Origin of the sequence: Dyadobacter sp. CY343, assembly GCF_021390335.1 — a bacterium.
In the GTDB taxonomy this organism is placed as follows: Bacteria; Bacteroidota; Bacteroidia; order Cytophagales; family Spirosomataceae; genus Dyadobacter.
Genome location: NZ_JAJUXK010000006.1, coordinates 251710 through 278135, shown reverse-complemented (window position 1 = coordinate 278135; position 26426 = coordinate 251710). Strand labels below are relative to the sequence as shown.

The 26426-nt window shown below is 45.3% G+C and carries 29 protein-coding genes; 15 read left to right on the top strand and 14 right to left on the bottom strand.

The window, feature by feature from the left end; translation table 11 throughout:
* Positions 1-53: 53 nt before the first annotated feature.
* The 4 genes from LZG94_RS21090 to LZG94_RS21075 all read right to left on the bottom strand — a co-directional run bounded on the left by LZG94_RS21090 (position 54) and on the right by LZG94_RS21075 (position 4336).
* Positions 54-677: an OmpH family outer membrane protein gene (locus tag LZG94_RS21090; RefSeq protein WP_233793746.1), complete on the bottom strand. Its 624-nt coding sequence runs from the start codon at positions 675-677 to the stop codon at positions 54-56.
* A gap of 100 nt (positions 678-777) precedes the next feature.
* The gene (locus tag LZG94_RS21085; protein WP_233793745.1) at positions 778-1125 is read right to left on the bottom strand and encodes a hypothetical protein; all 348 of its coding nucleotides are present in this window, start codon (positions 1123-1125) and stop codon (positions 778-780) included.
* Positions 1126-1132: 7 nt separating this feature from the next.
* Positions 1133-3574: a penicillin acylase family protein gene (locus LZG94_RS21080; RefSeq protein WP_233793744.1), complete on the bottom strand. Its 2442-nt coding sequence runs from the start codon at positions 3572-3574 to the stop codon at positions 1133-1135.
* Positions 3575-3607: 33 nt separating this feature from the next.
* Positions 3608-4336, bottom strand: coding sequence for a copper homeostasis protein CutC (locus LZG94_RS21075; protein WP_233793743.1), 729 nt, complete (start codon positions 4334-4336; stop codon positions 3608-3610).
* Positions 4337-4482: 146 nt separating this feature from the next.
* Between LZG94_RS21075 and LZG94_RS26405 the strand changes: the two genes are divergently transcribed.
* From LZG94_RS26405 to LZG94_RS21055, 4 genes are all read left to right on the top strand, one after another.
* Positions 4483-4779 (top strand): type II toxin-antitoxin system HigB family toxin, encoded by a 297-nt coding sequence (locus tag LZG94_RS26405; protein ID WP_310589882.1) that lies wholly within the window; start codon positions 4483-4485, stop codon positions 4777-4779.
* A gap of 5 nt (positions 4780-4784) precedes the next feature.
* Positions 4785-5162, top strand: coding sequence for a type II toxin-antitoxin system HigA family antitoxin (locus LZG94_RS21065; protein ID WP_233793741.1), 378 nt, complete (start codon positions 4785-4787; stop codon positions 5160-5162).
* A gap of 159 nt (positions 5163-5321) precedes the next feature.
* Positions 5322-5543, top strand: a complete 222-nt coding sequence (locus tag LZG94_RS21060; protein ID WP_013927448.1) for a DUF2795 domain-containing protein — start codon at positions 5322-5324, stop codon at positions 5541-5543.
* A 181-nt stretch (positions 5544-5724) separates the two neighbouring features.
* The gene (locus tag LZG94_RS21055) at positions 5725-6378 is read left to right on the top strand and encodes a helix-turn-helix domain-containing protein (RefSeq protein WP_233793740.1); all 654 of its coding nucleotides are present in this window, start codon (positions 5725-5727) and stop codon (positions 6376-6378) included.
* 59 nt (positions 6379-6437) lie between these two features.
* On the opposite strand, the gene LZG94_RS21050 is transcribed toward LZG94_RS21055, so the two are convergent.
* Together LZG94_RS21050 and LZG94_RS21045 are read right to left on the bottom strand one after the other, a co-directional pair.
* Entirely contained in the window at positions 6438-6782 is a 345-nt protein-coding gene (locus LZG94_RS21050; RefSeq protein WP_215235051.1) for a DUF3127 domain-containing protein, read from the bottom strand.
* Between the two features lie 77 nt (positions 6783-6859).
* Complete coding sequence (locus LZG94_RS21045) at positions 6860-7999, bottom strand: cystathionine gamma-synthase (protein ID WP_233793739.1); 1140 nt, start codon at positions 7997-7999, stop codon at positions 6860-6862.
* 140 nt (positions 8000-8139) lie between these two features.
* Between LZG94_RS21045 and LZG94_RS21040 the strand changes: the two genes are divergently transcribed.
* From LZG94_RS21040 to LZG94_RS21020, 5 genes are all read left to right on the top strand, one after another.
* Positions 8140-8814: a TVP38/TMEM64 family protein gene (locus LZG94_RS21040; protein ID WP_233793738.1), complete on the top strand. Its 675-nt coding sequence runs from the start codon at positions 8140-8142 to the stop codon at positions 8812-8814.
* A 136-nt stretch (positions 8815-8950) separates the two neighbouring features.
* Entirely contained in the window at positions 8951-10531 is a 1581-nt protein-coding gene (locus LZG94_RS21035) for a sodium:solute symporter (RefSeq protein WP_233793737.1), read from the top strand.
* Between the two features lie 73 nt (positions 10532-10604).
* On the top strand, positions 10605-11582 hold the full coding sequence (locus LZG94_RS21030; protein WP_233793736.1) for a dihydrodipicolinate synthase family protein: 978 nt from the start codon (positions 10605-10607) through the stop codon (positions 11580-11582).
* Between the two features lie 30 nt (positions 11583-11612).
* Positions 11613-11936: an RNA polymerase sigma factor gene (locus tag LZG94_RS21025; RefSeq protein WP_233793735.1), complete on the top strand. Its 324-nt coding sequence runs from the start codon at positions 11613-11615 to the stop codon at positions 11934-11936.
* 118 nt (positions 11937-12054) lie between these two features.
* Positions 12055-12930, top strand: coding sequence for an AraC family transcriptional regulator (locus tag LZG94_RS21020; RefSeq protein ID WP_233793734.1), 876 nt, complete (start codon positions 12055-12057; stop codon positions 12928-12930).
* On the opposite strand, the gene LZG94_RS21015 is transcribed toward LZG94_RS21020, so the two are convergent.
* The 6 genes from LZG94_RS21015 to prfB form a co-directional block, all read right to left on the bottom strand.
* On the bottom strand, positions 12931-13365 hold the full coding sequence (locus tag LZG94_RS21015) for a DoxX family protein (RefSeq protein WP_233793733.1): 435 nt from the start codon (positions 13363-13365) through the stop codon (positions 12931-12933).
* Between the two features lie 79 nt (positions 13366-13444).
* The gene (locus LZG94_RS21010; RefSeq protein WP_233793732.1) at positions 13445-14740 is read right to left on the bottom strand and encodes an MFS transporter; all 1296 of its coding nucleotides are present in this window, start codon (positions 14738-14740) and stop codon (positions 13445-13447) included.
* Between the two features lie 24 nt (positions 14741-14764).
* Positions 14765-15535 (bottom strand): alpha/beta fold hydrolase, encoded by a 771-nt coding sequence (locus tag LZG94_RS21005; protein WP_233793731.1) that lies wholly within the window; start codon positions 15533-15535, stop codon positions 14765-14767.
* 11 nt (positions 15536-15546) lie between these two features.
* The gene (locus LZG94_RS21000) at positions 15547-15933 is read right to left on the bottom strand and encodes a type II toxin-antitoxin system VapC family toxin (protein ID WP_233793730.1); all 387 of its coding nucleotides are present in this window, start codon (positions 15931-15933) and stop codon (positions 15547-15549) included.
* Positions 15933-16133 (bottom strand): DUF2281 domain-containing protein, encoded by a 201-nt coding sequence (locus LZG94_RS20995; protein ID WP_233793729.1) that lies wholly within the window; start codon positions 16131-16133, stop codon positions 15933-15935. The genes LZG94_RS21000 and LZG94_RS20995 overlap by 1 nt, the downstream gene beginning before the upstream one ends.
* An 80-nt stretch (positions 16134-16213) precedes the next feature.
* Positions 16214-17288, bottom strand: a protein-coding gene (gene prfB, locus LZG94_RS20990) for a peptide chain release factor 2 (RefSeq protein WP_233793858.1) whose coding sequence is annotated in 2 segments (ribosomal slippage) — positions 16214-17227 and positions 17229-17288 — 1074 coding nt in all. Because the reading frame shifts where the segments join, the coding sequence is not laid out codon by codon here.
* A 28-nt stretch (positions 17289-17316) separates the two neighbouring features.
* Between prfB and LZG94_RS20985 the strand changes: the two genes are divergently transcribed.
* From LZG94_RS20985 to LZG94_RS20975, 3 genes are all read left to right on the top strand, one after another.
* Positions 17317-17478, top strand: a complete 162-nt coding sequence (locus LZG94_RS20985; RefSeq protein ID WP_233793868.1) for a hypothetical protein — start codon at positions 17317-17319, stop codon at positions 17476-17478.
* A 72-nt stretch (positions 17479-17550) separates the two neighbouring features.
* Positions 17551-18948, top strand: a complete 1398-nt coding sequence (lpdA, locus tag LZG94_RS20980; protein ID WP_233793728.1) for a dihydrolipoyl dehydrogenase — start codon at positions 17551-17553, stop codon at positions 18946-18948.
* A 139-nt stretch (positions 18949-19087) separates the two neighbouring features.
* Positions 19088-20842, top strand: a complete 1755-nt coding sequence (locus LZG94_RS20975) for an ATP-binding protein (RefSeq protein WP_233793727.1) — start codon at positions 19088-19090, stop codon at positions 20840-20842.
* A 14-nt stretch (positions 20843-20856) separates the two neighbouring features.
* Here the strand turns inward: LZG94_RS20975 and LZG94_RS20970 are convergent, their stop codons facing one another.
* Positions 20857-21855, bottom strand: a complete 999-nt coding sequence (locus LZG94_RS20970; RefSeq protein ID WP_233793726.1) for a polysaccharide deacetylase family protein — start codon at positions 21853-21855, stop codon at positions 20857-20859.
* Positions 21856-21896: 41 nt separating this feature from the next.
* Between LZG94_RS20970 and LZG94_RS20965 the strand changes: the two genes are divergently transcribed.
* The 3 genes from LZG94_RS20965 (at position 21897) to LZG94_RS20955 (ending at position 25396) form a co-directional block, all read left to right on the top strand.
* Positions 21897-23441, top strand: a complete 1545-nt coding sequence (locus tag LZG94_RS20965; protein WP_233793725.1) for a hypothetical protein — start codon at positions 21897-21899, stop codon at positions 23439-23441.
* Positions 23442-23470: 29 nt separating this feature from the next.
* A complete protein-coding gene (locus LZG94_RS20960; RefSeq protein ID WP_233793724.1) occupies positions 23471-24328 on the top strand; it encodes a hypothetical protein in 858 nt (285 codons plus the stop codon).
* Positions 24329-24415: 87 nt separating this feature from the next.
* Positions 24416-25396 (top strand): hypothetical protein, encoded by a 981-nt coding sequence (locus LZG94_RS20955; protein WP_233793723.1) that lies wholly within the window; start codon positions 24416-24418, stop codon positions 25394-25396.
* A gap of 21 nt (positions 25397-25417) precedes the next feature.
* On the opposite strand, the gene LZG94_RS20950 is transcribed toward LZG94_RS20955, so the two are convergent.
* Entirely contained in the window at positions 25418-26395 is a 978-nt protein-coding gene (locus tag LZG94_RS20950; protein ID WP_233793722.1) for a bifunctional heptose 7-phosphate kinase/heptose 1-phosphate adenyltransferase, read from the bottom strand.
* Between the last annotated feature and the right edge of the window lie 31 nt (positions 26396-26426).

Genomic DNA, 26426 nt, shown 5'->3' with positions numbered 1-26426 from the left:
AGCTGGCGGTTCAATTGAACCGCCAGCTTTTTTATTGTCTTAAAAATTACCAGTTATTTCTTCTTGGTAGAGTCAGCTGCTGCTGGCTTACCGTCTGATTTGTATTCCTTATTCAATCCGTCAAGGATCTTTTGCGTTACGTCCAGAGAAGGATTAGCGAAAAGGATACCACCGCCCAAAGAATAGCCAAGCACGAATTCAAATCCATTTTCTTTGTTGTATTTGTCGATATATGCACGGATGTTTTTGTAAAGCTCCTCATTTTTCTTAGCCTCTTCCTGGCCAAGTGCCTGCGCCGACTGATCGCGGTATGCCATCAGATCCTGCTGCTTTTTCATCAACTGCGCTTCTGTGGATCTCGCTTGCTCAGGCGTCATAGTCTGCGCCTTTTGCTGAAAGAAAGCGACTTCATTTTGCAATGAACGTCCTTTGGTATTCAATTCGTTTTCCAGTTGAAAATTCTTGTTCTCAAGTTCTTTTCTGGTATCCTTGAAGAACTCGTAATTTTTCAGAAGTGAGTCTATCTGAACATAAACTGTTTTACGGCCTGCTACTACATTACCATCTGCAACTGAACCTGAATCGGCTGACGGCTTACCTGAGAAGTGAAGGAAAAAAAGTACTGCTACGGCCAACGAAAGCACTATGTTCCAGATTAACGAAGTATTATTGTTCACGTTTTTAAAGTTTATATTTTTTGAACGAGCCGCAAAGATAAGGATTTGTGTTTAAGTACAATGAATAAAACCTGACCTTAAAACCATCGTTTTTTCAGGATCAGCTACCCGGTTCCCGACTGAAAATATCTCTGACCAAAAATCCCGAAAGTCCTGCAAAACCTGCCACCAGCCCCCCGATCAGTGCACTTAACAATAGCAGCAGCAGTCCGTTGGGAAGAAAGAATATCTGCGCAATACGGTCCGAAATAGCGCCATTTGAAACCAGATGCAAATAGTAACCGTAGCCAAGCCAAAGTGCACCGACAGCGAGGAAGCTGATCCAGAAAGAATTGAATGCAGCAGTGGGCCGCCATAAATGGATTGCAAAAGGCACAATCGCGATCACCCACCAGGGAGAAAAAATTTGCAATAACGCAGTGACCAGCAAAATGATAATGAAGTTCATAATCGCCTTATTTCTTTTGTAATGTGATTCGGGAAGTCAAGCGTGGATTTTGCTGATCGGGCGAAGTCAGGAAAAGCAACTCATTCAGTTCTCCTTTTTCCCATTTGCTTAAAAGGTTCAGATAGTACGGACTGCCCGGGTTCCCAGATTGTCCGCCGGGATAGATACCATAAGCGCGCGGCGTAGGACCAAGTTCCACCACCATTCGCCACGACGGCCCGTGCCTTTTGGTAGTCGCATTCACGATCCCGCTGCCACCGCCGGTCGTGATCGGCGGCGCGTTGAATGCTTTTATACTCCGGCTCAAATGCCTGATCTCCGCACCTTTTACTTTCGACCATTGCCACGTGGGGCTCATATTGCCGTGTTGTTCGGTCAATGTTTTCAGGGTGGATTTGAAGCTGCTATAAACGATATCCTTCATCGTTTCCTTTTCCGGCGTGTTGATATTATCAAACCACTTTTCATTCGGTTGTTTCAAAATCAGGTAAAGTGTCCGGTCGCGGGTTGGGAGATCTGTGCCAAATTCATCACTCCATATCATATTCCTTAAAACCGGAACCCATTCTTCAAAAATGGCTGCCGCTACGGAGTTGGGTGTATTTTGATAATCCCAGTTGGTCAGGATAATCTTGGCAGCTTTTTCACCCGGCGATAATGCAGTCGTAGCCAATACATCGAGGAGTTTTGGTAAAATGGTTCTTGCCAAAACACTGAAATTGTCGTTTTGAAGCGACCGCAAACTGTCCGCATTTGCCTGTGACATCGCTGCTAACCTTTCATTGATCCGTATTCCGCGCTCGGAAGGTGCAAAAACCCAGTTGATATAGTAGGGATAATTCGGATCCGTGCTCGATTGGTTGGCACTGCTGACATAGCCGCGTTCAGGATTTTTTACAAATGGATTCTGCGCTGCGGGAATCCAGCCCTTCCAATCTTCTGAACTGGAAGTGCCGTCGAGTACAAATTTTCCCTGCTCTTTATATTTGACCGGAAACTTTCCATTCACGGTCAATGCAATATTTTTACTGTTATCGGCAAATACAAAATTCTGTGCGGGACCAACGTAACGCGCCATTGCAGCGCGGTAATCATCATAATTTTTCGCCCTGTTGAGCTGATAAAAAGCCATGAAACTATTCCCCGGCTCGTGCCCGATCCATTTCAATGCAAGGTTTGGGACTTTTTCAGCAGCGTTATCGAAATCGGTAACCGGCCCGTGGTGGGTGTAGATAACTTCTTCAATCACCGGCTGTTTTTCACCTTTGATATAAATCACCTCTTTCCTGGTCCTGGTCGGTTTCCACTGGTTATCGTGCCAGTAATGAGACCGGGAAGCATCCTTGAATTTTACTTTATAGAGATCAAATACATCTGCATCCACATTGGTCACACCCCAGGCTACATTTTGATTAAAACCAATAATCACACTGGGGACCCCGGGCAGCGATACGCCGTACACATTCATTTCGGGGGAATGCAGCTGTACCTGGTACCAGATCGACGGTAATGTCAGTTCAAGGTGCGGGTCGTTGGCGAGTATCGGGTAGCCGGTGATTGACTTTTCAGCACTCACCGCCCAGTTGTTACTTCCGATTCCCTCTGTTTTTGGTGCTCGCTCAGGCAATGCGCTCAGCGGTCGTCTCCATGTATTGCTAGCCCGAAAAATCATGGAAGTATCCGTTTTTTTGGGGATGGCCAGCGGCTCGAAGTTCCACTTTGTACCCGAAGGAATAACCGGACTTTCCTGTAATAGGGGATAATTTGGATAAATCTGATCAATTACGCCCTTTCCATATTTTTTCAGAAGCTCCGTCATAGCCACTTCGTTCGACCGGCCAGCCAGCGTGAGCGTCATTTGTTCGAGCATATACAAGGTATTGATCGGCTTCCACGGTTCGGGCTTGTAGCCGAGCAGCTTGAATTCAATAGGGTAGTCTTTCGGGGCGAGTTGGTTAATATAGGCATTAACTCCTGCTGTGTAGCCCAGTAATGCGGTCCGGGACTGAGGCTCGCTCATCGCGATTTTGAAATTGGCCTCGGCGCCATAACCCATTCCCAGCCTTCTGCTCTGCTGGTCCATTTCGAGGGTTACCCGCCCAAGTATTTCTGATAATCTTCCAGACGCAGCGCGGGTTTGCAAATCCATCTGCCACAACCGGTCTTTTGCGGTCATGTAACCCTGCGCGTAAAAAAGGTCGAAGTCATTTTTGGCAAAAATATGAGGCACGCCCGAATCGTCGAAACGTATCGTTACCTCACTTTGCAGGCTGTCGAGCTTTAATATCAATTCGCTTTTCGGGTCGGCAAGGCGCTCCCCGTTTTGCCCAAAACCTGAGAATGGACTAAGAAACGGACCAAGCGCAGGAGCCGGGCCGAGCGGCTTTCCCAAAAGGTACACAAGTCCAATGGCGGTGGCCAGAGGAATGAATGCTTTTACAAACTTCATAGAGAGGGAAGCTTTTGAAAAAAAGGCACTAAATCACGAAACTACTTGAACAATAGCCTCTATCAACCCCAGGTCGCTATATAGGACGGAACGCTCGTCAGGCGATTCGCCGGCCATTGAAATGTTTTCCGGAAAATACTTTTGTCGCCCTGGCCGGAACGCTTTGGCTGTAAGGTGCAGGGAATGCACACCGGCGGCTGCGAGTTCGGCTGCGTTACCTGCATTCACACCTCCGCCAGCCATAATTTCGATCGCGCCATTTGCGGCTTTTGACAAGCTGGCGAGTAGTTCAATGCCCTGAGGAGCAGTAGGTTGCTGGCCTGAGGTCAAAATTCGCTCGGCGCCTGTCGCTATTACTGCTTTTAATGCTTTGTGCGGATCTGGGGTAAGGTCGAATGCCCGGTGAAAGGTGACTTTCATTGGCGCGGCATAATCTACCAGGGCTTTTGTGCGGGCTACGTCCACCTGACCGTCGGCAGTGAGTACGCCCAATACCACGCCGTTTGCGCCCAATTTTTTAGCGAGGTCGATATCTTTTCTCATGATTTCTTCTTCAAAAAAATCATAAACAAAATCGCCGCCCCTCGGCCGAATCATTACATATACGGATATATCAATATGTTGCTTCACGATTTCGATGAGGCCGGCGCTGGGTGTAGTCCCGCCTTCCCCCAATCCCCCGCACAGCTCAATCCTGCCGGCTCCGCCAGCCTGCGCATTAATACAGGATTCAAGCGAGTAGGCACAAACTTCAATAGTCATGATATTGTTTTTCTAATGGTGAGGAAAATTACGAAAAGGTTTTGAATGGTTATTGCCGAGCCAGTAGGAATCAGGAATTTGCTAAATCCAGTTTTATTCCCAATTTTGTATATAATTTACCAAGTTGGGAATTAACCGGCACCAGGGTGAGAATAATTACAAAGGGAACATTACATGATTTTTGGCAACAATATCCAGACGCAGAGCATGATCTGAAGTTTTGGTATGAAAGAATGAAAAATGCAGATTATCAGTCCCCGAATGAAGTTATTGCAGATCATCCCAAGGCCGATACAGTCGGAAATAACCGCATTGTATTTAACATATGCAGGAACAAATACAGGCTAATCGCTTTGTTCCGGTATAATCTCCAACGCGTTTATATCAGATTCGTCGGCACGCATAAGGAATATGACAGGATCACTGACATTAAGAACATTTGAACGTCATGAACACAATTGAACAAATTAAGTCTGAATTGAAGCCGGTACATTCGGACCAGGAATACCGCAAATACCTGGCAATTATCGATACGCTGGTCGACTGTGCAGACAATAGCCCGGAGGAAGAGTTACTGGAATTGTTATCGATCCTTGTTGAAGATTATGAATTGAAGCATTATCCGATAGAACCGCCCGACCCGGTCGAGGCAATCAAATCAAGGATAGAAGAGCAGGGACTTAAGAGAAAAGACTTGATCAGCTATTTTGGAAGTGCGAGCCGCGTATCGGAGGTTTTGAACAGAAAAAGACCTTTAACCCTTGAAATGATCAGAAAACTACACAAGGGGCTGGGCATTTCAGCAGAGACATTATTAGCTGGGTAAAGTATCAACTTGTTGAATATTAAGCACTTGAATAAGGGGGTAAAATTATATTTTTAGAATGGCAATTATTTTTGTTTTTTTTCGCTTTAAGCTTTTAAAAGATGTCAAATTTTTTACTTTTGCAAAAAAGTAAAGTAACTATTAATAGGCGAAAATATTATGTACTGGACTCTCGAACTTGCATCGTACCTTGAAGATGCCCCTTGGCCAGCTACCAAAGACGAGCTAATTGACTTTGCAATCAGAACAGGCGCTCCGTTAGAGGTAGTTGAAAACCTACAGGAGCTGGAAGACGATGGTCAACCTTATGAAAGTATTGAGGAGATTTGGCCCGACTACCCCACCAAAGATGATTTCTTTTTTAATGAAGACGAATACTAAGAAAAACGACACTGAAAAGGTGTCGTTTTTTGTTTAAATAAGGTCTGCATTATTTACGAAACTCGTCCCGAATATTTTTTTAATCCGGCAAAACGAATGTAAATTGTTTGCGTTAAGAAAGGGGCGACGAGGATATAACCGAAGGTGAGTTTGTCATAACAGATATCAATCCATTCAACTGATGGAACTTCGATTGTTAAAAGAACTGGTAAAGAGAGGTGAGGGTGAGCATGTGGAATTCAAGCTGAAATCCAGTCATCCCGAGAAGATCGTCCGCGAAGTTGTCGCTTTCGCCAATAGCGGCGGCGGCAAACTGTTTGTCGGAGTTGGTGACGATAAAACCATCAAAGGTCTGAAAGACGCAGATGAAGATGAATTTACGCTCAGCCGCGCAATCGACAAATACATTTTCCCCAAAATAAGCTACAAAAAAGAGCGGGTCGCAGTGACCACCGATCGTGACGTGCTGATCCTTACCATTCCCAGAAGCATCGATAAGCCGCATTATGTGGTAGATGATTCGGGCGCGAAACAGGCTTACATTCGTGTGGAGGATAAATCCCTGCAGGCCAGCCGCGAAATGAAGGAAATTATGCGCCGCGGAAGAGGAGAACGGGATATTCGTTTTCAATATGGAGATAAGGAGCAGAAACTGATGAAGCTGCTCGATGAAAAGCAATCGGTTACCGTGGATCTGTTCGCAACCGTTGCTGGTATCCCCCGAAAAATTGCTTCAAATACCTTGGTCGTAATGGTACTCGCCAGGATCCTGGACGTGCATCCGCAGGAAATGATCGATAAATTCACGATGTCGATGACCTATCAATCCCATTAAAAACGACAAGCCGGCAGGATCTGATTTCCTGTCGGCTTGTTTGCTTTATTCAGTGGCGATTAAAATGGCAGATCGTCCGAATCTTCACTGAAAGTAGTTACAGGAGGAAGCGGGCTGTTTCCTGACGAAGGTGCGCCGCCGCCGCTCTTGTCAACTTTCCACGCCTTCACTTCGGTGTACCAGCGAGAATTATATTCGCGGCTTTCGACGTCGATCGAGGCAGTTACCGAATCATTTATCTGCAAGTCAGCCTGGTCAATTTTGTCGCCCCAGAGGGAGATACAGACTTTCTTAGGATATTGAGAAGGTATTTCAAGGATAAATTCCTGTTTGCGCCACATTCCGTTCTTGCCTTGTCCGGTCACCTCAGGCAGCAAAGCGATCACTGTTCCCGTTAATTCCATTTATATTTTGATTTTTAGTGTTTGAAAATGCGATTTCAAAAGTAAGATTTTTGCTATGGAATGCCAAGCTGATCCTTTTAACCGATCGCCTGTTTCAAGTCTTCGATCAGATCCTCCACATCTTCAATACCTACACTCAAACGGATCAGCGTATCTTTCAAACCTACCTTTTGTCTCTCTTCTTTCGGGATACTGGCGTGCGTCATACTCGCGGGGTGCGTACAAAGTGACTCCACGCCGCCCAGTGATTCACCCAGCGAAAACAGCTTCAAACGTTCCATAGCAGCCACCGCCTCTTCATAGCTATCTCCTTTTAACTCAAAAGAAAGCATTCCCCCGAAATCCTTCATTTGCTTTTTGGCCAATTCGTGTCCGGGATGAGAAAGCAGGCCGGGATAATACACGGTCGCTACTTTGGGATGTGCGGTCAGCCATTTCGCTATGGTCGAGGCGTTTTCGCAATGTCGCTGCATTCGGATATGCAGCGTTTTTATTCCTCTTAAAACCAAAAAACAATCCTGTGGCCCCGGAACTGCGCCTGCGGCATTCTGGATAAATGCCAGTTGTTTAGCAAGCTCCGCGTCACTGGTTATCAACGCGCCCATTACTGTGTCCGAATGCCCGCCCAGGTATTTGGTAACCGAATGCATGACAATATCTGCGCCCAAATCCAGCGGATTTTGCAGATAGGGGGACGCGAAAGTGTTATCTACCGCACAAAGTACGCCGCTGGCTTTGCAGATACCTACAACTTGTTCAATATCAATAATTCTTAGCAGCGGATTAGTCGGCGTTTCAACCCACACCATTTTAGTTTTGTCGGTGATCGCCTGTACTACATTGATAGGGTTGGACATATCTACGAAGTTGAAAACCAGACCATAACCTTCGTAAATGCGCTTCATAATCCGATAGGTACCGCCGTAAATATCGTTGGTGACAATGATCTCGTCGCCAGGACGGAATAATCGGAGCACCGCATCCGTCGCAGCCATGCCGGAAGCGAAACAGATACCATGTTCGCCATTTTCGAGTGCCGCGAGTGCCTGCTGTAATGCTGTTCTGGTAGGATTGTGTGTTCTTGAATATTCATAACCCTTGTGCTTACCCGGACTTTCTTGCACGTAGGTGGAAGTCTGGTAAATCGGCGTCATAATAGCACCAGTAGAAGGATCAGGCGCGACGCCCGCATGTATTGCTTTTGTTCCGAATTTCATTGAGAATTGTATTTTGCCGGAGCTTGTTGATGTCGATAAAAACAGGACAAATCGTGTTGGAGGTAAGATTATAAAAAACCTTTTACCCAAACAAGTGGTTATTCAAATGGCGGGAGAGCATATTTAGCAACATATTACCCTTGGAAGAGTCTGCACCGAAACGGTTTTCATTACCAGTAGTTATCAGTGTGCTGATGACCGTAGTTCCGCTATTGACCACCTCGCTTCTTACTGCCTGGGCTATTAATCACGAGAAAATGCTGCGTGAAATGCCATTTGAATGGTGGCTTGGAATCACATTGGCACTGACAATCGCGTCTTCACTTGCACTCACTCCGCCCACATTTGTAGCGCTGGTTTACGGTTATTTTTTGGGTTGGAGTTCAATACCAATGCTTTTCGGAATGAATCTCGGCGCAATCGCACTGATCTATATTTCGGCGCGCTACCTTCACGCAACCTCCATCAGAGCGCATTTAATCCAGGTTTATCCGCAGGTAGGAACCATGCTCGGCCGATTTTATAAGAATGAATTGCGGCTGATATTCTTCGCAAAACTTTCACCTGTACTACCCTTCGCGATCACCAATCTGTTTTTCGCAATGGCAGGCGCCCGCTTCAAGCAGGTACTTGCGGGCGGCACTTTGGGGATGATCCCGCGAACTGTACTTGCTGTGTGGGCGGGAAAAGAGGCGCAGGATATCCGCTATCTGCTCGAACATCCCAATGAAGGACTGGCAACCAAGATTATATTGATCGTGCTGATCATCGTTTCCACAGTAGGTATCGGCTATTTCTTTAAGGAAAAGAAATAGTAAAGAAGTAACCTGCAACTTCGAAAACAATTGTCTATTTTGATAAGATCGTACAATAATACGATACGAAACCATATAGAACCATTGACTTCATCCTGTTTCTTTGTGGTAAAGTTCTACTTGATCCAAAAATAGAATGAAATCCTTACCCTTCCTTGATCTTTTCATTGTAATAGCTTATCTGGCAGGAATGGTCGGAGTCGGGATATATTTTTCCAGAAAAAACACGACCGCGGACCAATTCACCAAAGCTTCCGGTAAAATTCCGGGCTGGGCGATCGGTATCAGTATTTACGCTACATTTTTAAGCAGCAATACATTTCTGGGCGTTCCTGGAAAAGCTTTTGGCAGCAACTGGAATTCCTTCGTTTTTAGCTTGTCAATGCCACTTGCAGCCTGGGTTGCAACGAAGTTTTTTATTCCATTTTACAGAAGTACGGGCGCAGTTTCCGCCTATACACACCTCGAACACCGGTTTGGGGCTTGGGCGAGGACTTACGCAGTAGCCTGCTTTTTGTTGACGCAGTTAGCCCGAATGGGTTCAATTTTCTTTGGAATCGCACTGAGTCTCCAAGCGTTGACCGGCTACGATATGTCCACAATTATGGTGGTTGTCGGGGTTTGTATTGTTTTGTACACGGTAATGGGCGGAATGGAGGCGGTTATCTGGACGGAAGTTGTGCAGGGCGTGATCAAAACCGTCGGGGCGTTGGTTATCCTGTATCTGGTTGTTGACGGCATGGAGGGAGGCTTGTCTAAAATCATGACCGTCGGAAATGCGGAGGGGAAGTTTAGCCTGGGTAGTTTCGCGCCTGATTTCACACAATCCTCGTTTTGGGTCGTGCTTTTATACGGGTTTTTCATGAACCTGAATAATTTTGGAATGGACCAGAATTACGTGCAGCGCTACCACACTACGACGTCAGTGAAGGAAGCGGCCGGCTCGGTTTGGTTGTGCGTATACCTTTATCTGCCGGTTTCGCTCATATTCTTTTTCCTGGGTTCCTGCCTCTATGCCTATTATCAGAGTGAGCCTGCGCTGCTTGAAACGATCAAAATGCAGGTGGCGACCGAGCGACTACCGGGCGGGACACAAGCTGCGATCAGTAATCTCGCCGCCACACTGACTCCCGGAGATTACGGCGACAAGGTAATGCCGCATTTTATGGTTAATAAAGTGCCTGTCGGGCTGCTGGGGCTAATTATTGCAGCGATTATGTCGGCGGCGATGAGTACGATCAGCTCAGGAATGAATGCTTCTGCTACCGTTTTTTCAATTGATATTTATCAGAAGTATATTAAATCGGATCTTACTCCGAAAGAATCGCTTCGGTTGCTTTACATTGCTACTACTGTTTTTGGTCTGCTTGGGATGATTACCGGCATTGCTATGATCGGTGTGAAAAGTGTGCTGGACGTGTGGTGGATGCTTTCGGGCATTTTCGCAGGCGGAATGCTGGGCTTGTTCCTGCTGGGAATTATTTCCAGACAAACAAAAAACGCGGAAGCTTTGACTGCAACGCTGATCGGGATTGCTGTAATTATCTGGATGACATTCTCGAATCAACTGCCCGACGAATATGCTTTTCTGCGCAATCCGCTCCATCAAAATATGATCATGGTAGTAGGAACACTTACTATTTTCCTGATCGGTCTGCTGCTGACAAAACTGAGAAAGCCGACATCAATCGAAAAGGAAATGGTTTTGGATAATTAATGAATCGTTTTCATCCGGTTAGTCTAGCCGATATTTTTTACTCAACATTATATTCTCAAAAGCCTGTTTTATCATGACGAACATGAAACTCTCCTCTTCGCTTCCAAAAGGATTTATCCCGGTAATGCTCACACCGTTCCTTGAATCAGGAAAGGTTGATTTTGAAGGTTTGAAAATGCTGACCGAAATGTACCTCGACGCAGGCGCAGCAGGTCTTTTCGCAAATTGTTTGTCGAGCGAAATGTTTGAACTAAGTGAATCCGAAAGACTGGAAGTTACTGCTACGGTAGTGAAGCAAGTGGCAGGAAGGGTACCAGTGGTCGCAACGGGCACATTTGGAGGAGCCGTTGAGGAGCAAGCGGAATACGTTAAACGTATATACGATACCGGTGTTGATGCCGTTATCGTGATTACGGGTTTACTGGCAGATGAAAATGAGCCGGACTCTGTTTTTGCCTCGCAAGCCAGAAAGTTGATATCTCTCACTGAAAGCATCCCGCTCGGATTCTATGAATGTCCGGTACCTTATAAGCGGTTGATAGATAGCAGCTTACTTGCAGAACTAGTACAAACAGGGCGTGTGATTTATCATAAGGATACCTGCCTGGATATTCAGGAAGTGATTCGCCGGATCGAGGTTACGCAGGGTTTCAAGTTCGGGTTGTACGATGCTTACATGGTGAATGCAGTCGCCTCGCTCAATGCAGGTGCGGCAGGATTATCCTGCATTCAGGGAAATATTTATCCTGAGCTGGTAGTGTGGATCTGTGAGAATTACGACAATGCGGAGCGAGCAGATGATGTAAGGAAGGTGCAGGGTTTTTTCGTGGATTCGATGGAAATCGTGCATACTGCTTATCCTACGATCGCTAAATATTGCCTGCAAAAAAGGGGTTTTCCAATTTCGACTTATACCAGAAGAGAGGTAGATGAACTGACGGAAGACGTTAAACATCGGGCAGACCAGCTTCTTGACGAAGTAGAAGAGTTGCGGAATCAGCTGGGAATCAGGAATATATTCAAGAGTAATCTGGCGAGCCAGTTGAAATGAAGGATTAGCATACACACAAACAATTTGATTATGGACTTCCCCAATCGACAAATTTTGCATCGGATTACCGAAGGAGACAAAGCCGCATTCACGCAGCTTTGCGGCTATTTCCATCTTCCTGCGTTCAAATTGTGCACTGTTATTTTGAAGGATGACCAGGAAGCGGAGCTCGTTATTCGAAATGTATTTGACAAGATCTGGGAAGAGCGGTCGGATCTGGAAACGAGGGGTAACTTTCAATCTTACCTTTTTACCAACCTCAAAAACCAGATTTTTGTGCAAATGAAAAAGTACCAGGATCCCGCAGCCAGGCAGCAATACGTTGATAAAATGCAGGTGTTATCAGGACGCTAGCTATATTTTGTAGTATTTTTTCAATTTTTATTCTCTTTACCCCGATAGATAACGGGAAGTTTTCCTTTTTAGATTGAGTAAGACAGCGCAACCTAAACCCTGTCTTAGGACAATTTAAATGAAACCTCATTTTCACAAAGTTCCGATACCCTCGCGAACTTCATTCAGTATCCGGCATGACAAGAACGCGGGCTTTGGGACAGTCTGGCACTACCATCCTGAGCTGGAACTGCATTTTCTGGTTAAAGGCAAAGGAGTACGTTTTATAGGAGATAGTATCACAAACTTCACAGACGGTGAATTGATATTGCTGGGAGAAAACCTGCCGCATACCTGGCGGGCGGAAGAAGGTGCAAGTGATGAGGCGGTTGAGGTTATTATTATCCATTTTCTTCCCAGTTGCCTGGGCGCCGATTTTCTGCTTCTGCCGGAAGCGTATCAGATACCAAAATTGTTTGAAAAGGCTAAGCGCGGTTTGTTGATCACAGGTACTGCGAAAGAAAAAATCCTGCCCCTCATGCTGGCGGCGGTTGATGCGGAAAACCTCGACCGACTGATCGCATTACTTTCCATATTGAAAATACTGGCAGAAACTTCGGAATATGAAACGATCGCTTCGGCGCACGCATTCTATAAATCGAATGATTCTGAAACCTTGCGGCTGAACAAGATATACGCTTATACGCTTTCAAATTACCGAAGCGATATCTCTTTGCAGGATGTGGCAGCGATTGCAAACCTTGGTATTACCTCGTTTTGCAGGTATTTTAAATTAATGACAAAAAAAACCTACAATGATTTCCTGGTGGAGATCCGGATCAGTCAGGCTTGCAGGTTATTGATTGAAGACAAGCTGGCGACGGAGGTGATTTGTTTTGAGTGCGGTTTCAATAATGTCTCCAATTTTTACCGGCATTTCAAGAAAGTCACGGACATGACGCCCCTGGAATACAAGCGGAAGTATCTGTACAAAACCGCACCCGAAATGATCTGATCAGTTATTGTGATTTTTCATATACTCGTCCATTGAATATCTCCCGGAACCGATAATCGCGAATGTTACTACGACAATCAGTGTGATCAGAGACAGCCAGAGTTCGGAGTTCACGTAAGAAAATCCCATACGAATGTTGACAAAAAACACGGCTGTCAGAAGAATGGGGATTTGTATAATACAAGCTAACCGGGTAAGGCAGCCCATCGCGATCATAAAACCTCCAAAAATGTGCGCGAATGCAACGTAATGTACGGCGGTTACGGTGTAAAGGTGAAAGTCCAATCCGGTCACAAGACGGGAAAGCTGAGTTGTATCGCTGATAAAGCTGATACCTTTTACAAATAAAAACACTCCCAAAGCAATACGAACAATGTCCATCCAGGCAGGATGATGCGCATCGCCCCAATGTTCGATTCGATCCATCACGTTCATAATAGTAGAAAGTTTTTGGTGTCTTTAAAGATAATGAACCAAATGGATTTTGTCAAGAGGTAGTTTATCTATTCCAAGATTAGTCGCGCTCGATCAGGGAAGTGTGCTTCGTATCTCTCATACGCACATAAATAATCAGAGAAGCGAAAATGCAAATGGTCACATACCAGTAATAGTAGCTTTCGTGACCCAGATTTTTGGCCCAAAGTGCCAGGTACTCAGCGGTCCCGCCGAATATAGCGACAGTAATCGAGTAGGGAAGGCCCACGCCCAATGCGCGAACTTCGACGGGGAAAAGTTCGGCTTTAACAACTGCATTAATAGAAGTATATCCGCTCACAATGATCAATGCGACCATTAACAAGCCAAAAGCTGACCACATATTGGTAGTGTGACTGAGCGTGGTAAGAAGCGGGTAAGTGAATATGGTACCCAAAACACCAAACGAAATCAGCAAAGGCTTCCTGCCGATCCGGTCACTGAGAGCTCCGAAAACGGGTTGCAGCATTGCAAAAATGAACAGCGAGCAGAAGGTCAGCATGGTCGATTGATACTTGGAAAGCCCAACGGTATTGACCAGAAATTTCTGCATGTAGGTGGTGTAGGTGTAAAACGCCAGCGTGCCGCCCATCGTGAGCCCGATCACAACGAGGATCGCTTTCGGATGTTTAAGTAATTCTCTGAGCGAACCTCTCTTCTTCGCTTGCTGCTCTGTTGACTTAAATGCCTGTGTTTCATTCATATGCGCACGCAGGTATAGTGCGACGAGCGACAATAATGCACCCAGAACAAACGGAATACGCCAGCCCCAGTCGTGCATTTGCTGGTCTGTCAGGAAGATATTCTGTAAAATCAATTGCAGGCCGAGCGCGATCAGCTGGCCGCCGATCAAAGTCACATATTGGAAGCTGGAAAAAAAGCCGCGTCGTTTTTCAGTCGCAACTTCGCTCAGGTAAGTGGCCGACGTGCCGTATTCTCCGCCCACACTCAGTCCCTGCAACAGTCTCGCGATCAGTAACATAACAGGTGCAGCAATGCCAATACTATTGTAACCCGGAAGAAATGCGATCAAAAGTGAGCCGAACGACATTAATAGAACGGATAATGTCATCGCTACTTTGCGACCTTTGGTATCAGCCAGTTTACCAAAAATATAGCCGCCTATTGGCCGCATCAGAAACCCTACCGCAAAAATCCCGGCTGTATTGATGAGCTGTACGGTTGGATTCGAATCGGGGAAAAAGGTGCTTGCAAAGTAGAGGGAAAACGCCGAGTAAGCGTACCAGTCGTACCATTCCACTAAATTTCCGGCGGAGCCGCCGATGATCGCTTTTAGTCGCCAGTTCGTGTCATTCTTGGGTAAAACCTGCTCCATACATGTAAAATGGTATTCGACAAGTTACTCAAATAAAGTACAAATCCACACGCCGGCTTTGGCGACTAACTGCGAGTGACCGCTTTTCAAGTGCACGTTCTGATTTTTAGGAAGAAGTTTTGCAAGTGGGTTGACTGCTTTCAGTGTCAATAATTTATCAAACTGGCCGGTGAAGAGAAAAATCCGGATATCGTTCTGGTTTGCGATCCCTATGATTTGAGGTATAACAAAACGCAGGGCGCGAAATGCAGTCCATGATTTGAAGATATTCTGCCTTTTTGAGGGTGTATTGAGCACATTTTTGGTAAAACGTACCAGACTATTATTGACAATCCCCATTTTTTTCAACAGCAGAATGGTTTTGAAAAATAATGCAGGCTTCTGCATTGTCCAGCGAAACAATGCCCGACCGGCCGAATTCCTAGTCGCGAGTGTATAAAGTGGATTTTCAGAAATCCCGTCAGGTGCGACCAGGTAAGTGTTTTTAATTTTGTCGGGAAATGCTTCAAGCGTAGCCAATGCAAATCTCCCGCCCATACTGAAACCCATTACATCGAAATTTGGGATATTATTTTGGGCTAAAAAGTCTACCAGAACCGATTTCCAGTAATCTTTGGTAACAATTTCCAGATCTGCATCTGCGCTTTTACCGTGAAAGAAAAGATCGAAAGCAAAAATAGTGTAGTGATCGCCCAGCGTGTTTTCCAGAGTCTGAAAACAGCTCATTCCATCCTGCCCAATGCCGTGAAAAGCAAGAAGAATCCGCGGGCCGCGGCCGAGTTTAGTGAAATGCAAGTCGTTCTGGCCTAGTTCCAAACCATCTTTACATTGTATGGTATAAATTGAGGATCCCGGCCCAGGATGATATAAGCTTCTTCTTGGGCTTGGGCGATAATGATACGATCAAATGGATCTCTATGAATATGCTCCATCTCACTGATCCGTATAATATGACTGAACCCTAGTGGCAGTATTGCAATATTGGTTCGGGATAGATCAGAGAGAAACTCCTTAAATGATTTATTCAAATTCAGTTTTTGGAGACTGATTTTTATTCCAATTTCCCAAATAGAAGCGATACTAACATACTTCAACTTTGTGGTATCCTCCATGATTGTTAATACAGGGTTGGAAAGCTGCTTATCTCCTTCCATAAACCAAATCAATGTGTGTGTATCAAGAATATAGTTCATTACATATAGTCTTTGAAGTCACCTAAAGGCTCGTCGAAATCGTCCGACATCTGAAATGTGCCCTTCATCATCCCAAATTTCAAGGGAATTTTAGCCTTTCTAGGATATCTAGTTAAAATACGATCCAGAAATTCTGATACTTCCTCTTGAGCTGCATCCGGCAAGTCTAAGACTTTCGTCACAAGATCCATGTTGCTCATATCTGATTTTTTTATTTGAATATAACAAAAACCTCCTGCCAACACAATTCTGTTTAGCAGGAGGCAGATATTATTAATCACTAGGATTCCATCAAATAAGCCTTGATGAAATCATTGATCTCACCATTTAAAACTGCTTCTGTATTGGAAGTCTGGTGATCTGTTCTGTGGTCCTTTACGCGACGATCGTCCAAAACATAGCTTCTGATCTGCGAACCCCATTCGATTTTTCGTTTGGAAGCTTCCACTTCTGCGCGGGCAGAGTTACGCTTTTCCAATTCAATCTGATAAAGCCGCGATTTTAAAAGCCTGATCGCTACCTCCTTATTCATCAGCTGAGAGCGTTCCTGCTGACAGGCGATGATAATGCCGGAAGGTTTATGATGCAAACGAACCGCAGTCTCAACTTTGTTCACGTTCTGTCCACCAGCGCCGCCGGAACGGTAGGTATCCCAGGTAATATCGGCCAGGTTCACGTCGATTTCGATATTATCGTCGGCGAGCGGATACACGTAAACCGATGTAAATGAGGTATGTCGCCTCGCATTCGAGTCGAAGGGCGAAATGCGGACGAGCCGGTGTACGCCGTTTTCGGATTTCAGGTTTCCGTAAGCATATTCGCCGTCGATTTCCAATGTGACCGACTTTATTCCAGCCACATCACCATCCTGCAAATCCACCTCACGGACCTTGTATCCGTTTTTCTCCGCCCACATAATGTACATCCGCATGAGCATGGAAGCCCAATCCTGTGACTCTGTTCCGCCTGCACCCGAGTTGATCTCGATCACAGCAGGCAGCTCGTCACCTTCTTCTCCCATCATTTTCCGGAATTCGATTTCTTCCAGTTTGTCAGAGAGCTTTTTGCCTTCTTCGTCCACCTCTTCTTCGGTAGCTTCGCCGGCATCATAAAATTCCCAGATGGTATCCAGATCGTCCCTTAGCCGGGCCAGCTCCTCGTACCCATTTGTCCAGAATTTCAGTCCGCGGATTTCCCGCATTGTTTTTTCGGCGCGATCTGAATCATTCCAGAACTCCGGTTGAACAGTTTGCTGTTCAAGATCTTCTAGCTGTTTTTTTCGGTTATCGTAGTCAAAGATACCTCCCCAAAGCCTCTACACGGGCCTTCAAGTCTTTCAATTGCTCTGCTGTCATTTGAAGTTTGAGTTTTAAGTTTGAAAAAATGTTGCTTTTCAGCATTGTCAGTCTGAGCGGAGCCGAAGACGAGTTACTTGCGAGTGGCGTGCCTTCGGCTCCGCTCAGGCCGACAATGGCAAACCACAAAGGTATAACAATTCGCAATAAGGCTCAGTTTCATGGCAAATACGGGGCAATGTACATGTAGGCATTCCGGCAAATCGTCTTAACTTTGCAGGAAATTTAGTCAACCCATTTCTTATCAAAAAAATACCAGAAAATGGCTCAAACATATGATGTGATTGTAATTGGTAGCGGCCCCGGGGGATATCCCGCAGCTATTCGTGCTTCCCAATTAGGACTTAAAGTGGCAATTGTTGAAAAAGAAAGTTTAGGGGGAATTTGCCTTAACTGGGGTTGCATCCCGACCAAAGCACTCCTTAAAAGTGCGCAGGTGTATGAATATATCAAGCATGCCAAAGATTACGGTATCAATGTGAGCGACGCTTCGGCCGACTTCTCTGGCGTGATCAAACGCAGCCGCGGCGTGGCCGATTCCATGAGCAAAGGCGTTTCTTTTCTGATGAAGAAAAACAAGATCGACGTCATCATGGGCGCAGGTAAAGTGAAAGGTCAGAAAACGGTTGAGGTAACTGATAAAGAAGGTAAAAAAGTAGATTACACTGCTAATAAGGGTGTGATCATCGCAACCGGCGCTCGTGCACGTGAGCTGCCGAATATCAAGATCGACGGACAGAAAGTAATCGAATACCGCAAGGCGATGAGCCTGGAAAAACAACCTGCTTCTATGCTGGTAGTTGGTTCCGGCGCAATCGGAATGGAGTTCGCTTATGTGTATGCATCGATGGGCACCAAGGTGACTGTTGTTGAATTCCTGCCAAATCTGGTGCCGGTTGAAGATGAAGATATTTCGAAGGAAATCGCGAAGCAATACAAAAAACTGGGCATCGATACCTACGTGAATTCTACGGTTGAAAAAGTAGATACCAGCGGAAATGGTTGTGTGGTTTCAGTAAAAACACCGGAGGGACAAAAGTCTTTCGAAGTGGATGTAGTGCTTTCCGCAGCCGGAATTGTTGCTAATCTTGAAAATATCGGTCTGGAAGAAACTGGTATTAAGACAGATAAAGGAAAGATCATGGTAAACGAATGGTATGAAACCAGCGTTCCAGGATTTTACGCGATAGGCGACTGTACTCCTGGCCCTGCATTGGCCCACGTTGCGACTGTCGAGGGTATTATTTGCGCAGAGAAACTCGCAGGCCACAAAACTGAAGCATTGGATTACGGTAACATCCCAGGATGTACTTACTGCCAGCCTGAAATCGCTTCTGTTGGTTTCACCGAAAAGAAAGCACGCGAAGCAGGTTACGATATCAAGGTTGGTAAATTTCCATTCAAAGCTTCCGGAAAAGCGACAGCTGCCGGAGCCACAGATGGTTTTGTGAAAGTGATCTTTGACGCTAAATATGGCGAGTTCCTTGGCGCTCACATGATCGGGACCAATGTAACTGAAATGATCGCCGAAGTAGTGGTTGCGCGTCAGCTGGAAACTACTTCTCACGAGATATTAAGATCAATCCACCCGCACCCAACCATGTCAGAAGCGATTAAAGGCGCAACTGAGGCTGCTTACGGAGAAGCGATCGACTTATAGTCAAGAGGTAACTTGATAAAAATCATAGGGTATTCATTCATTTGGATACCCTATTTTTTTGACTAATTATGTAAATTTGGGAAGTGGTCGGGCAGTAAATGGCCCGCCGGATATACCCAGCGTTTAAAAAAATTGATTCTTGAATAGTGCTAACTACACGGGTAACTTCAACGAATTGTGGAAAAGCGAAAGCGAGGTTAAGTCACGTTGGAGCAATCTGACCTTCTGTTTTGCTTACCTGATCGGCTATCCTGCAACCGCATTCCTCTATTATTTAAGAAATGATCCTGCCTTCCCGCTTATTTTGCGGGCTGAACTTATTTTCAGCGCTATCGGGCTGATTTTTTTGTTTCTGCACTTTCACGGAAAAATTACGGCGCAAAGGGCATCTCTGTTCGTATACCTGACCCTATTGCCGGTTCACGCATATATTCTGGCCAGCGTTCCGCATGCTACCTACGATCGCGCTACTTTCAATATGACGCTTGGTCTTATTTTCTCTTTTATCGTACTCAGGTGGCCGGGGAAAGATGCTTTTATCGCGACAATTCTGGTATTCCTGCTGTTTCCATCTGCGCTCTATATCGGGCATCCTTCCTATTTATATCAGTTCATGGGCCAGGGAGGGCTGTTTTTCTTTTTGGGTCAAATGCTTTTTCCTTTTGTCATGTATTTTACTGACAAGCGAAATAAGCGCGACTTCTATTACAGATATTCGCTTGCCGAGCAGAATGAGAAACTGGAAAAACAGAAGCAGATAGCAGAAAACGCAACCCTGGCCAAGTCTGAATTTCTGTCGACGATGAGCCATGAAATCCGTACGCCGTTGAATGGTATTGTCGGGATCGTGCATCTGTTGCAGGAAAATGAGTCAATAAGCAAAGACGAAAAAGAGCTGATCGATACATTGAAATTTTCTTCGACCCATTTAATGGCTGTCGTAAATGATATTCTCGATTTCAATAAGATCAATTCCAATCACGTAAAGCTTCATCCGGTTATTTTTGATCTGGAAGAGTTGCTCAGAAACCTGTATAACAGCTTTTTGCCGCGGGCGAGAGAGAAGAATCTGGAACTGCACTTTGAGCATCCCGAGCAGCTCCCGCTCATTCACGCCGATCAGGTAAGGTTAAGTCAGGTGATCACCAATGTTGTCCACAATGCAGTCAAATTCACAGATGAGGGATTTGTGAAAGTTTTGGTAGCCGAATCGGGCAGGACGGAACGTGAGATCCGGCTTGAATTTTCAGTTGCAGATAGTGGAATAGGTATTTCAGAGGAGCTGCAATCTCATGTATTTGAGATATTTACGCAAGTCAGAAGTCTTGTGAAGCGGCAGGACGGCGGTACGGGATTAGGGCTGGCTATTTCCAGGGAGTTAGTGCGGTTATTTGGAGGCGAGCTGAAATTGAAAAGTGAGATAGGAAAAGGTTCTGTCTTTTCATTCCAGCTCGAACTACCCTATTCGATGCCAAAGATCTTAACCAAAAAACACGCTGAGAAAGGCAGTATACCAACTATTTCTTCCAGCGCGAGAATACTTTTGGTTGACGACAATGCGACGAACTTGATGCTTGCGACCAGGCTGCTCGAAAGGAAAAGCATTCCATTCGACATTGCGTCGGATGGAAAACAAGCTTTTGACTTATACCTTTCAACACGTTATAACCTGATTTTCATGGACCTGAGAATGCCGGTTATGGACGGTTTTGAGGCGACCAGGTTAATTAGGGAAAAGGATGCGAATATCCCGATCGTAGCGCTCACCGCCTCTGCATTTGAAGACGAGCGCGAACGTGCGCTCGCTAGCGGTTTTAGTAATTATTTGATAAAACCATTTCTTCCTGACGATTTTTATAAAATTGTTTACGCAGAAATAGAGATCGATAATTAAGCCGAAAGTACCCGCTACTTCACTTTCTGCCGACGCTGCATAGCCTCCCGCCACGTGGTCAGCACGATATCTTCTTTCTCAATATACTTCTTCAACTCCGGATCGATCATCGCCAGAAAATCACCCTCTCTCGTTGGCCACGAATCTGATATTTTTGGAAAAACTTCCGTATGAATGGTACAATGCATGATCACCATTGTAAGTCCGGGCTTCAACTTTCCAAAAGCTTCTATGTACTTGCCAGTCTTGTATTGCTGCATTGCTTTATCTGATTTATCTCCATTTTCAGGTCCTTTCCAGCCGTAGCTGCTATTTTCCAGATCGTCAAGTACCGGCAGGCCCGCATTCCAGAGTTGCTTTCCGATTTTTTGCGTCATTTCGAATTGATCGCTGATCATTTTTTCCACCTCTTTTATAGCAGTATTGTGCCCGCCCGGAAACATTACCGGGATCTTTTCCTGCATTCCTACCTTCAAATATCTTTCCATGAATTCCGGCGTCGCGAACAATGTGCCCATGTGGGAATCTAGGTGCGTGGGTTCGAAACCCATCGTGCGTGCCCGGTCAAGCTGCGCACGGATTTCCTGCTCTACCTCGTCGGGAGAGGCGTTTTTCACTACCTCTGCCACGCTGCGCCACAATGCGCCTTCTGGATCTGTCAGCCCTTTTACCTGCTGTTTTCCGGCCAAAGGTCCCCAGCGATAGTCTTTCCATTCGGAGGTTAAAGTCAAATGCAGCCCGGCGTCGAGGTCTTTATTTTCTTTCCAATAATTAACAAAACCAGGTACCCAGCCGCACGGCATCATCACGCTCAAAGAATTGGCAACTCCCTCGCGGATTGCCCGGATCGCGCCCTCGTTGGATTCGTACGACATCCCCACATCATCGACGTGAATGATCAATACCTTTTTACCTTTCGGATAACCCAGCTTCTCCGCATACGTTTGCCCGCTATCCTGTGAATAGGCAACTGTTGAAATGCAGATCATTATCAAAAGCAGTGTTATGTTCATCCTACATTTGTTTAAGTTTATGACTAACAACCTTACCTGCCATGAAGAATTATGTACTAGTGATTCTACTGTTTTTATTACCGGCCCTGGCAAATGCGCAGAAAACTAATGCGCGCGAAATAGCAAAAGCCGCGCTGCAAAAAATGACGGGTGGGAAGCGCCTGAGCAGTTTCGAGCTGGAAATAACCTATGATAAACCGCGGGAAAATCCGGTCGAACTTACCCAGCCAAATGCATTTTTAATGTTGCTGGATTCTATCATGCCGACACTCCCAGATTCGGTTCAAAAAAGTTTGAAGGCGCAAGGAGACAGTATGAAAATCAGTACATATCTCGACCGCATTGAAATGTACAGAGGGCAGCAGGAGAGGATCTTATGTGATATTGCGAATCAAAAAATAGCGTTCATCAGAATAATGCAGAACTCTTTACGCGGCTCCCCTGATACTTCGAGAAGCGTTATCGGTATTACCAGGGAGTTTCCTTTTCAAAAACCTTACACTGAAAATCCGGTATACCTGCTGCAATTAATGGCTGCCGATTCTACGGAGCTGCATTATTCGGGTAGCTCGCTTGTGGATCAGGAAGAAAGTCACATGATCCAGGTCAAAGTAGATGGGAAATGGGTAGATACTTATATCACTAAAAAAGGTCTTTTATTAACCCGGCTTGTTTTACAGCGGGTTGATACCGACCCGCTTATCGGACAAGGGCCGGAATATTACAAGGATTATTATTTGTATTCGGACTATCAGCGCATTAGCGGGATACTGTTGCCGAAGTCGCTCGAAAAAATCACTTCAAGAGGCGATCTGACGATCAGAAAGCGGCTTGAATGGAAAAGCATAAACAAATCTTTCCCAGACGAAACATTCAAGCCCGAGCCTACTTATGAAGAGAGAGCAAGATTCAAAATTGTTCCGCTGCGAGACAGTTTGTACGTCGTGATCCAATCCGGCAACAATTTTAGCCACCGTTCGCTGGTGCGGTTAAATGCTGAGAAAACGCTCGACGTTTTTATGGAACCCATTAATCATGAGGTGATTGCAGAAAAGTTTTTCTCTACCATATCAGCGCATTTTACACAAACAAAAATTCGTAATTTATTTTGTTCAGATAATATTTCCTCAATAGCCCCGCTCCCCGCACTGATTAATCAAAGCACGCAGTTTATCGCACCAAAAGGCAATGGATTTCTGTCTGAAGAGCGCCAATTTGCATTTAATCCTGAACTGGATTCGATCTGGAAAGTGCAAAAGGCAAAGGGATCGCTGATCATATTTGACCAAAATATGGTGCAAAATGATGTAAATGCTTACGTAATCAATTCCGAAAAGAAAGAAGAATGGGACCAGCTGCATGTATTTTACTACCTGCCCCGCCAGAAACTTGTTTTCCATAAAGGAAGTCCATATTGGGCGATAAAGAATTCAAAACAACTGTCACCTGTCGAAAAGCGCTTTTACGAGTATTTGGTTAAAGAAAAGATACAAGTAGAAAAAATCATTTATTCTGAATCCTTTATTGACGAGGCTCCGCTTGAAATGAGTTTTCAGGATCTGGTCAGGAGAGCGAACAGCGAGTGAAGTGCGAGAACTATTTAAACACCAGGACCATGAAGAACTATGTAATAGTGATTTTACTGGCTTTATTGCCCGCGTGGACAAATGCACAGAAAAATAAGGCACGCGAAATCGCGAAGGCCGCGCTGCAAAAAATGACTGACGGAAAGCGTATCACCAGTTTCGAACTGGAAATTACGTACGATTTGCCCGGAAGAAATCCGGTTGAATTCACCCAGCCAAATGGCTTTATAATGTTGATCGATTCTTTAATGCCGACGTTCCCGGATTCAATCCAAAAGGTTCTTCGGGCAAAAACAAACAGTTTGAAAGCAAGTAGTTACCAAACTCGCATTGACATGTTCAAAGGACAGAGAAATATCATTTTGTGCGATGTCAGCAATGAGAAAAGTGCTTCGATCACACTTAAACCTGATTCGCTCCAATCGTCAACAGATACTTCCAGGAGCATTTCAGGTGTCAACAAGGATATGCCTTTTGTAAAACCGTATATTCAAAATCCTGCTTATCTGTTACAGCTGATGGTTAGCGATTCCACAGAGCTGCATTATTCTGGTATGACCGTGGTTGATCGCGAAGAAAATCATATTATACAGGTCAAAATCGATGGAAAATGGGTGGATACTTACATTGGTTCAACGAGCTTGTTACCCTCGCGAATCGCCTTGCAACAGGTTGACGAAGAAGTGCTTGTTAGTCATAGTCCCAAACGCTATAAGGAGTTCCATGTTTATTCACAATATCAGCGCTTTGGAGGAATACTGCTACCAAAGTCGCTGGAAGAGATTAGTTCCAGAACATATTTTACAATTAGGCAGCGGCTCAACTGGGTCAGTGTAAATGCTCCTTTGCGTGACGATGCATTCAAAACCGGGTCGGGTTCTAAATAGATTGGTAGCTTGCCTTGAGTTCAAACACAATACCCCTTTTCACTTTCACGTTATCTGCCAGATTACCCCACCCGCTGACCTTACCCTATGCTAAATCCACGGTACCTTTTGACCTGTGTTTTGTTCCTTACGATAAATGCTGCCAATGCGCAACATTTTGCATTAAGCCGGCTTTTTTACCCCAATCTTACTTTAAAAGCTGACTATAACGTTCCTTCCAGTCTGGACGGGACGCGGGATTACGGCTATTCGCGTACGGGCTTTTTGGGTATTATTCCCCTTCAAAGCGAAGTTCAGCTTGGATACAGTTTGCGCAAAAAGTTCGATTTAAGGGCGGTTCATACTGTTGCGATTGCGCAATACACGCAGATCCAGCCAAAAATTGATGGTGTAAGTATTCCCTCAAATGGCTATAAAACGCTGTCGCTGGGCATAATACGTTTGCAGGCCAGCATTAAAGACCGGCTTTGGGCTTATGGTGGTGGATTGGGAATGACGGAGACAAACGAGACGTTTTTTAGTCCGCAACCTTTTTTCTGGGGAGGCGCAGCGCGCATGCATATTTTAGGATTAAGAACACAAATCGCCTACGGGTCAGTGATCGCTTATAACCAAAAGTTGCGTTTTGTGCCCGTTTTTGGGGTAAATAAAGGTTTAGGCAGACATTGGCGGGCATCGGCGCTATTGCCTTTTGTAGCGAATGTGAATTACAAGGCGACCAAGTGGTTCAATGTGGATATGTTCGCCGGATTGAATGGATATAGCGGCGGTTTCCAGTTTCAGACGCCCGAAGAGAAGACTTTAAGAAGAGAAAATTACAGGCATATCAAGATCGGAATGTCGGCGAATGCGCATCTTTTTACAGCAATAAATATCTCACTTGAAGCCGGAGTAACCACATTTCGCCAGCTGCGGACTTTCAATAGTGCCAGAGAAAACCTAACTTCCTACACGCCGGCAACCACTCCTTATATTGGCGCAAGTGTACGTTACATTACCAGCCGGTCAAGCCTGTCGTCCAGGTTTATCAAGAAAATGGGATTGGGGCAGGCGGGTATTAACTGGTAATGAATTAGTTAGAAAGCTAATTCAGAATAACCGGGCCGCCTCTGTTTTTAGGAGTTGTTTATCTATCGGGACTACCCCTACCATTTCACAAACGAGTCCGCCACCCAGATTGGAAATCGCAGCTATCGTTTTTGGAGGTAAATTCAATGCAACGCAGCAGGCCGCAATGCTGATCACCGTATCGCCGGCACCAGAAACATCGGCTATTTGACGGATATGAGCCGGTAAGTGGTGGATTTCTTCATTCAGATCAATAAATACCCCACGCTCGGATAGCGTGATCAGCGCGCCTTTTACTTGCAGCGTTTCCTTAAGCTGTTCCACGGTCGCGCGCAGTTCTTCTGGTTTATCTACATTAAATTCCACTTTCAAACCTTCCCTCAATTCTTTCAGATTAGGTTTAAAAAGCGTGGTATGCTGGTAAGAAAGGAAATTGCGCTTTTTTGGATCAACTACCGTAGGTATATTCAGGGAATTGGCAAAAGCTGTTATTTCTGAAATAGATTCCGCGGTCAAAACGCCTTTGTCGTAATCTTCAAAAATAACTACCTGACAAGAAGGAATCAGTTCTTTCGCTTTTTCAACAAGCTTGTCGGTTTCCGCTTTGGAAATGGGCTTATCTGTCTCAGTATCAATGCGTACAACTTGCTGGGAGCCGGCGATGATCCTTTCTTTAATTGTAGTGATCCGTGCCTCGCTGCGGATCAATCCTTCGCAGTTCAGCCCTTTTTCTTTTAAACTATTTTCAAGCAGATCTCCCGAGCTGTCAGAGCCGATCACGGAGCAGATAATAGCTTCTGCACCTAGTGATTGAACATTTAATAGCACATTACCCGCGCCGCCAAGGCGATATTCTCTTTTTTGAACTGTCACTACCGGAACTGGGGCCTCCGGAGAGATCCGGTCTACTTTGCCCCAAACGTAAGAATCCAGCATTACATCACCGATCACCAATACACGCAGGGAATCGAATGCTTCAAATATCTGATTAATGTTCATTTGTAAAAATTGTGCGCGGTTATTATCGGGT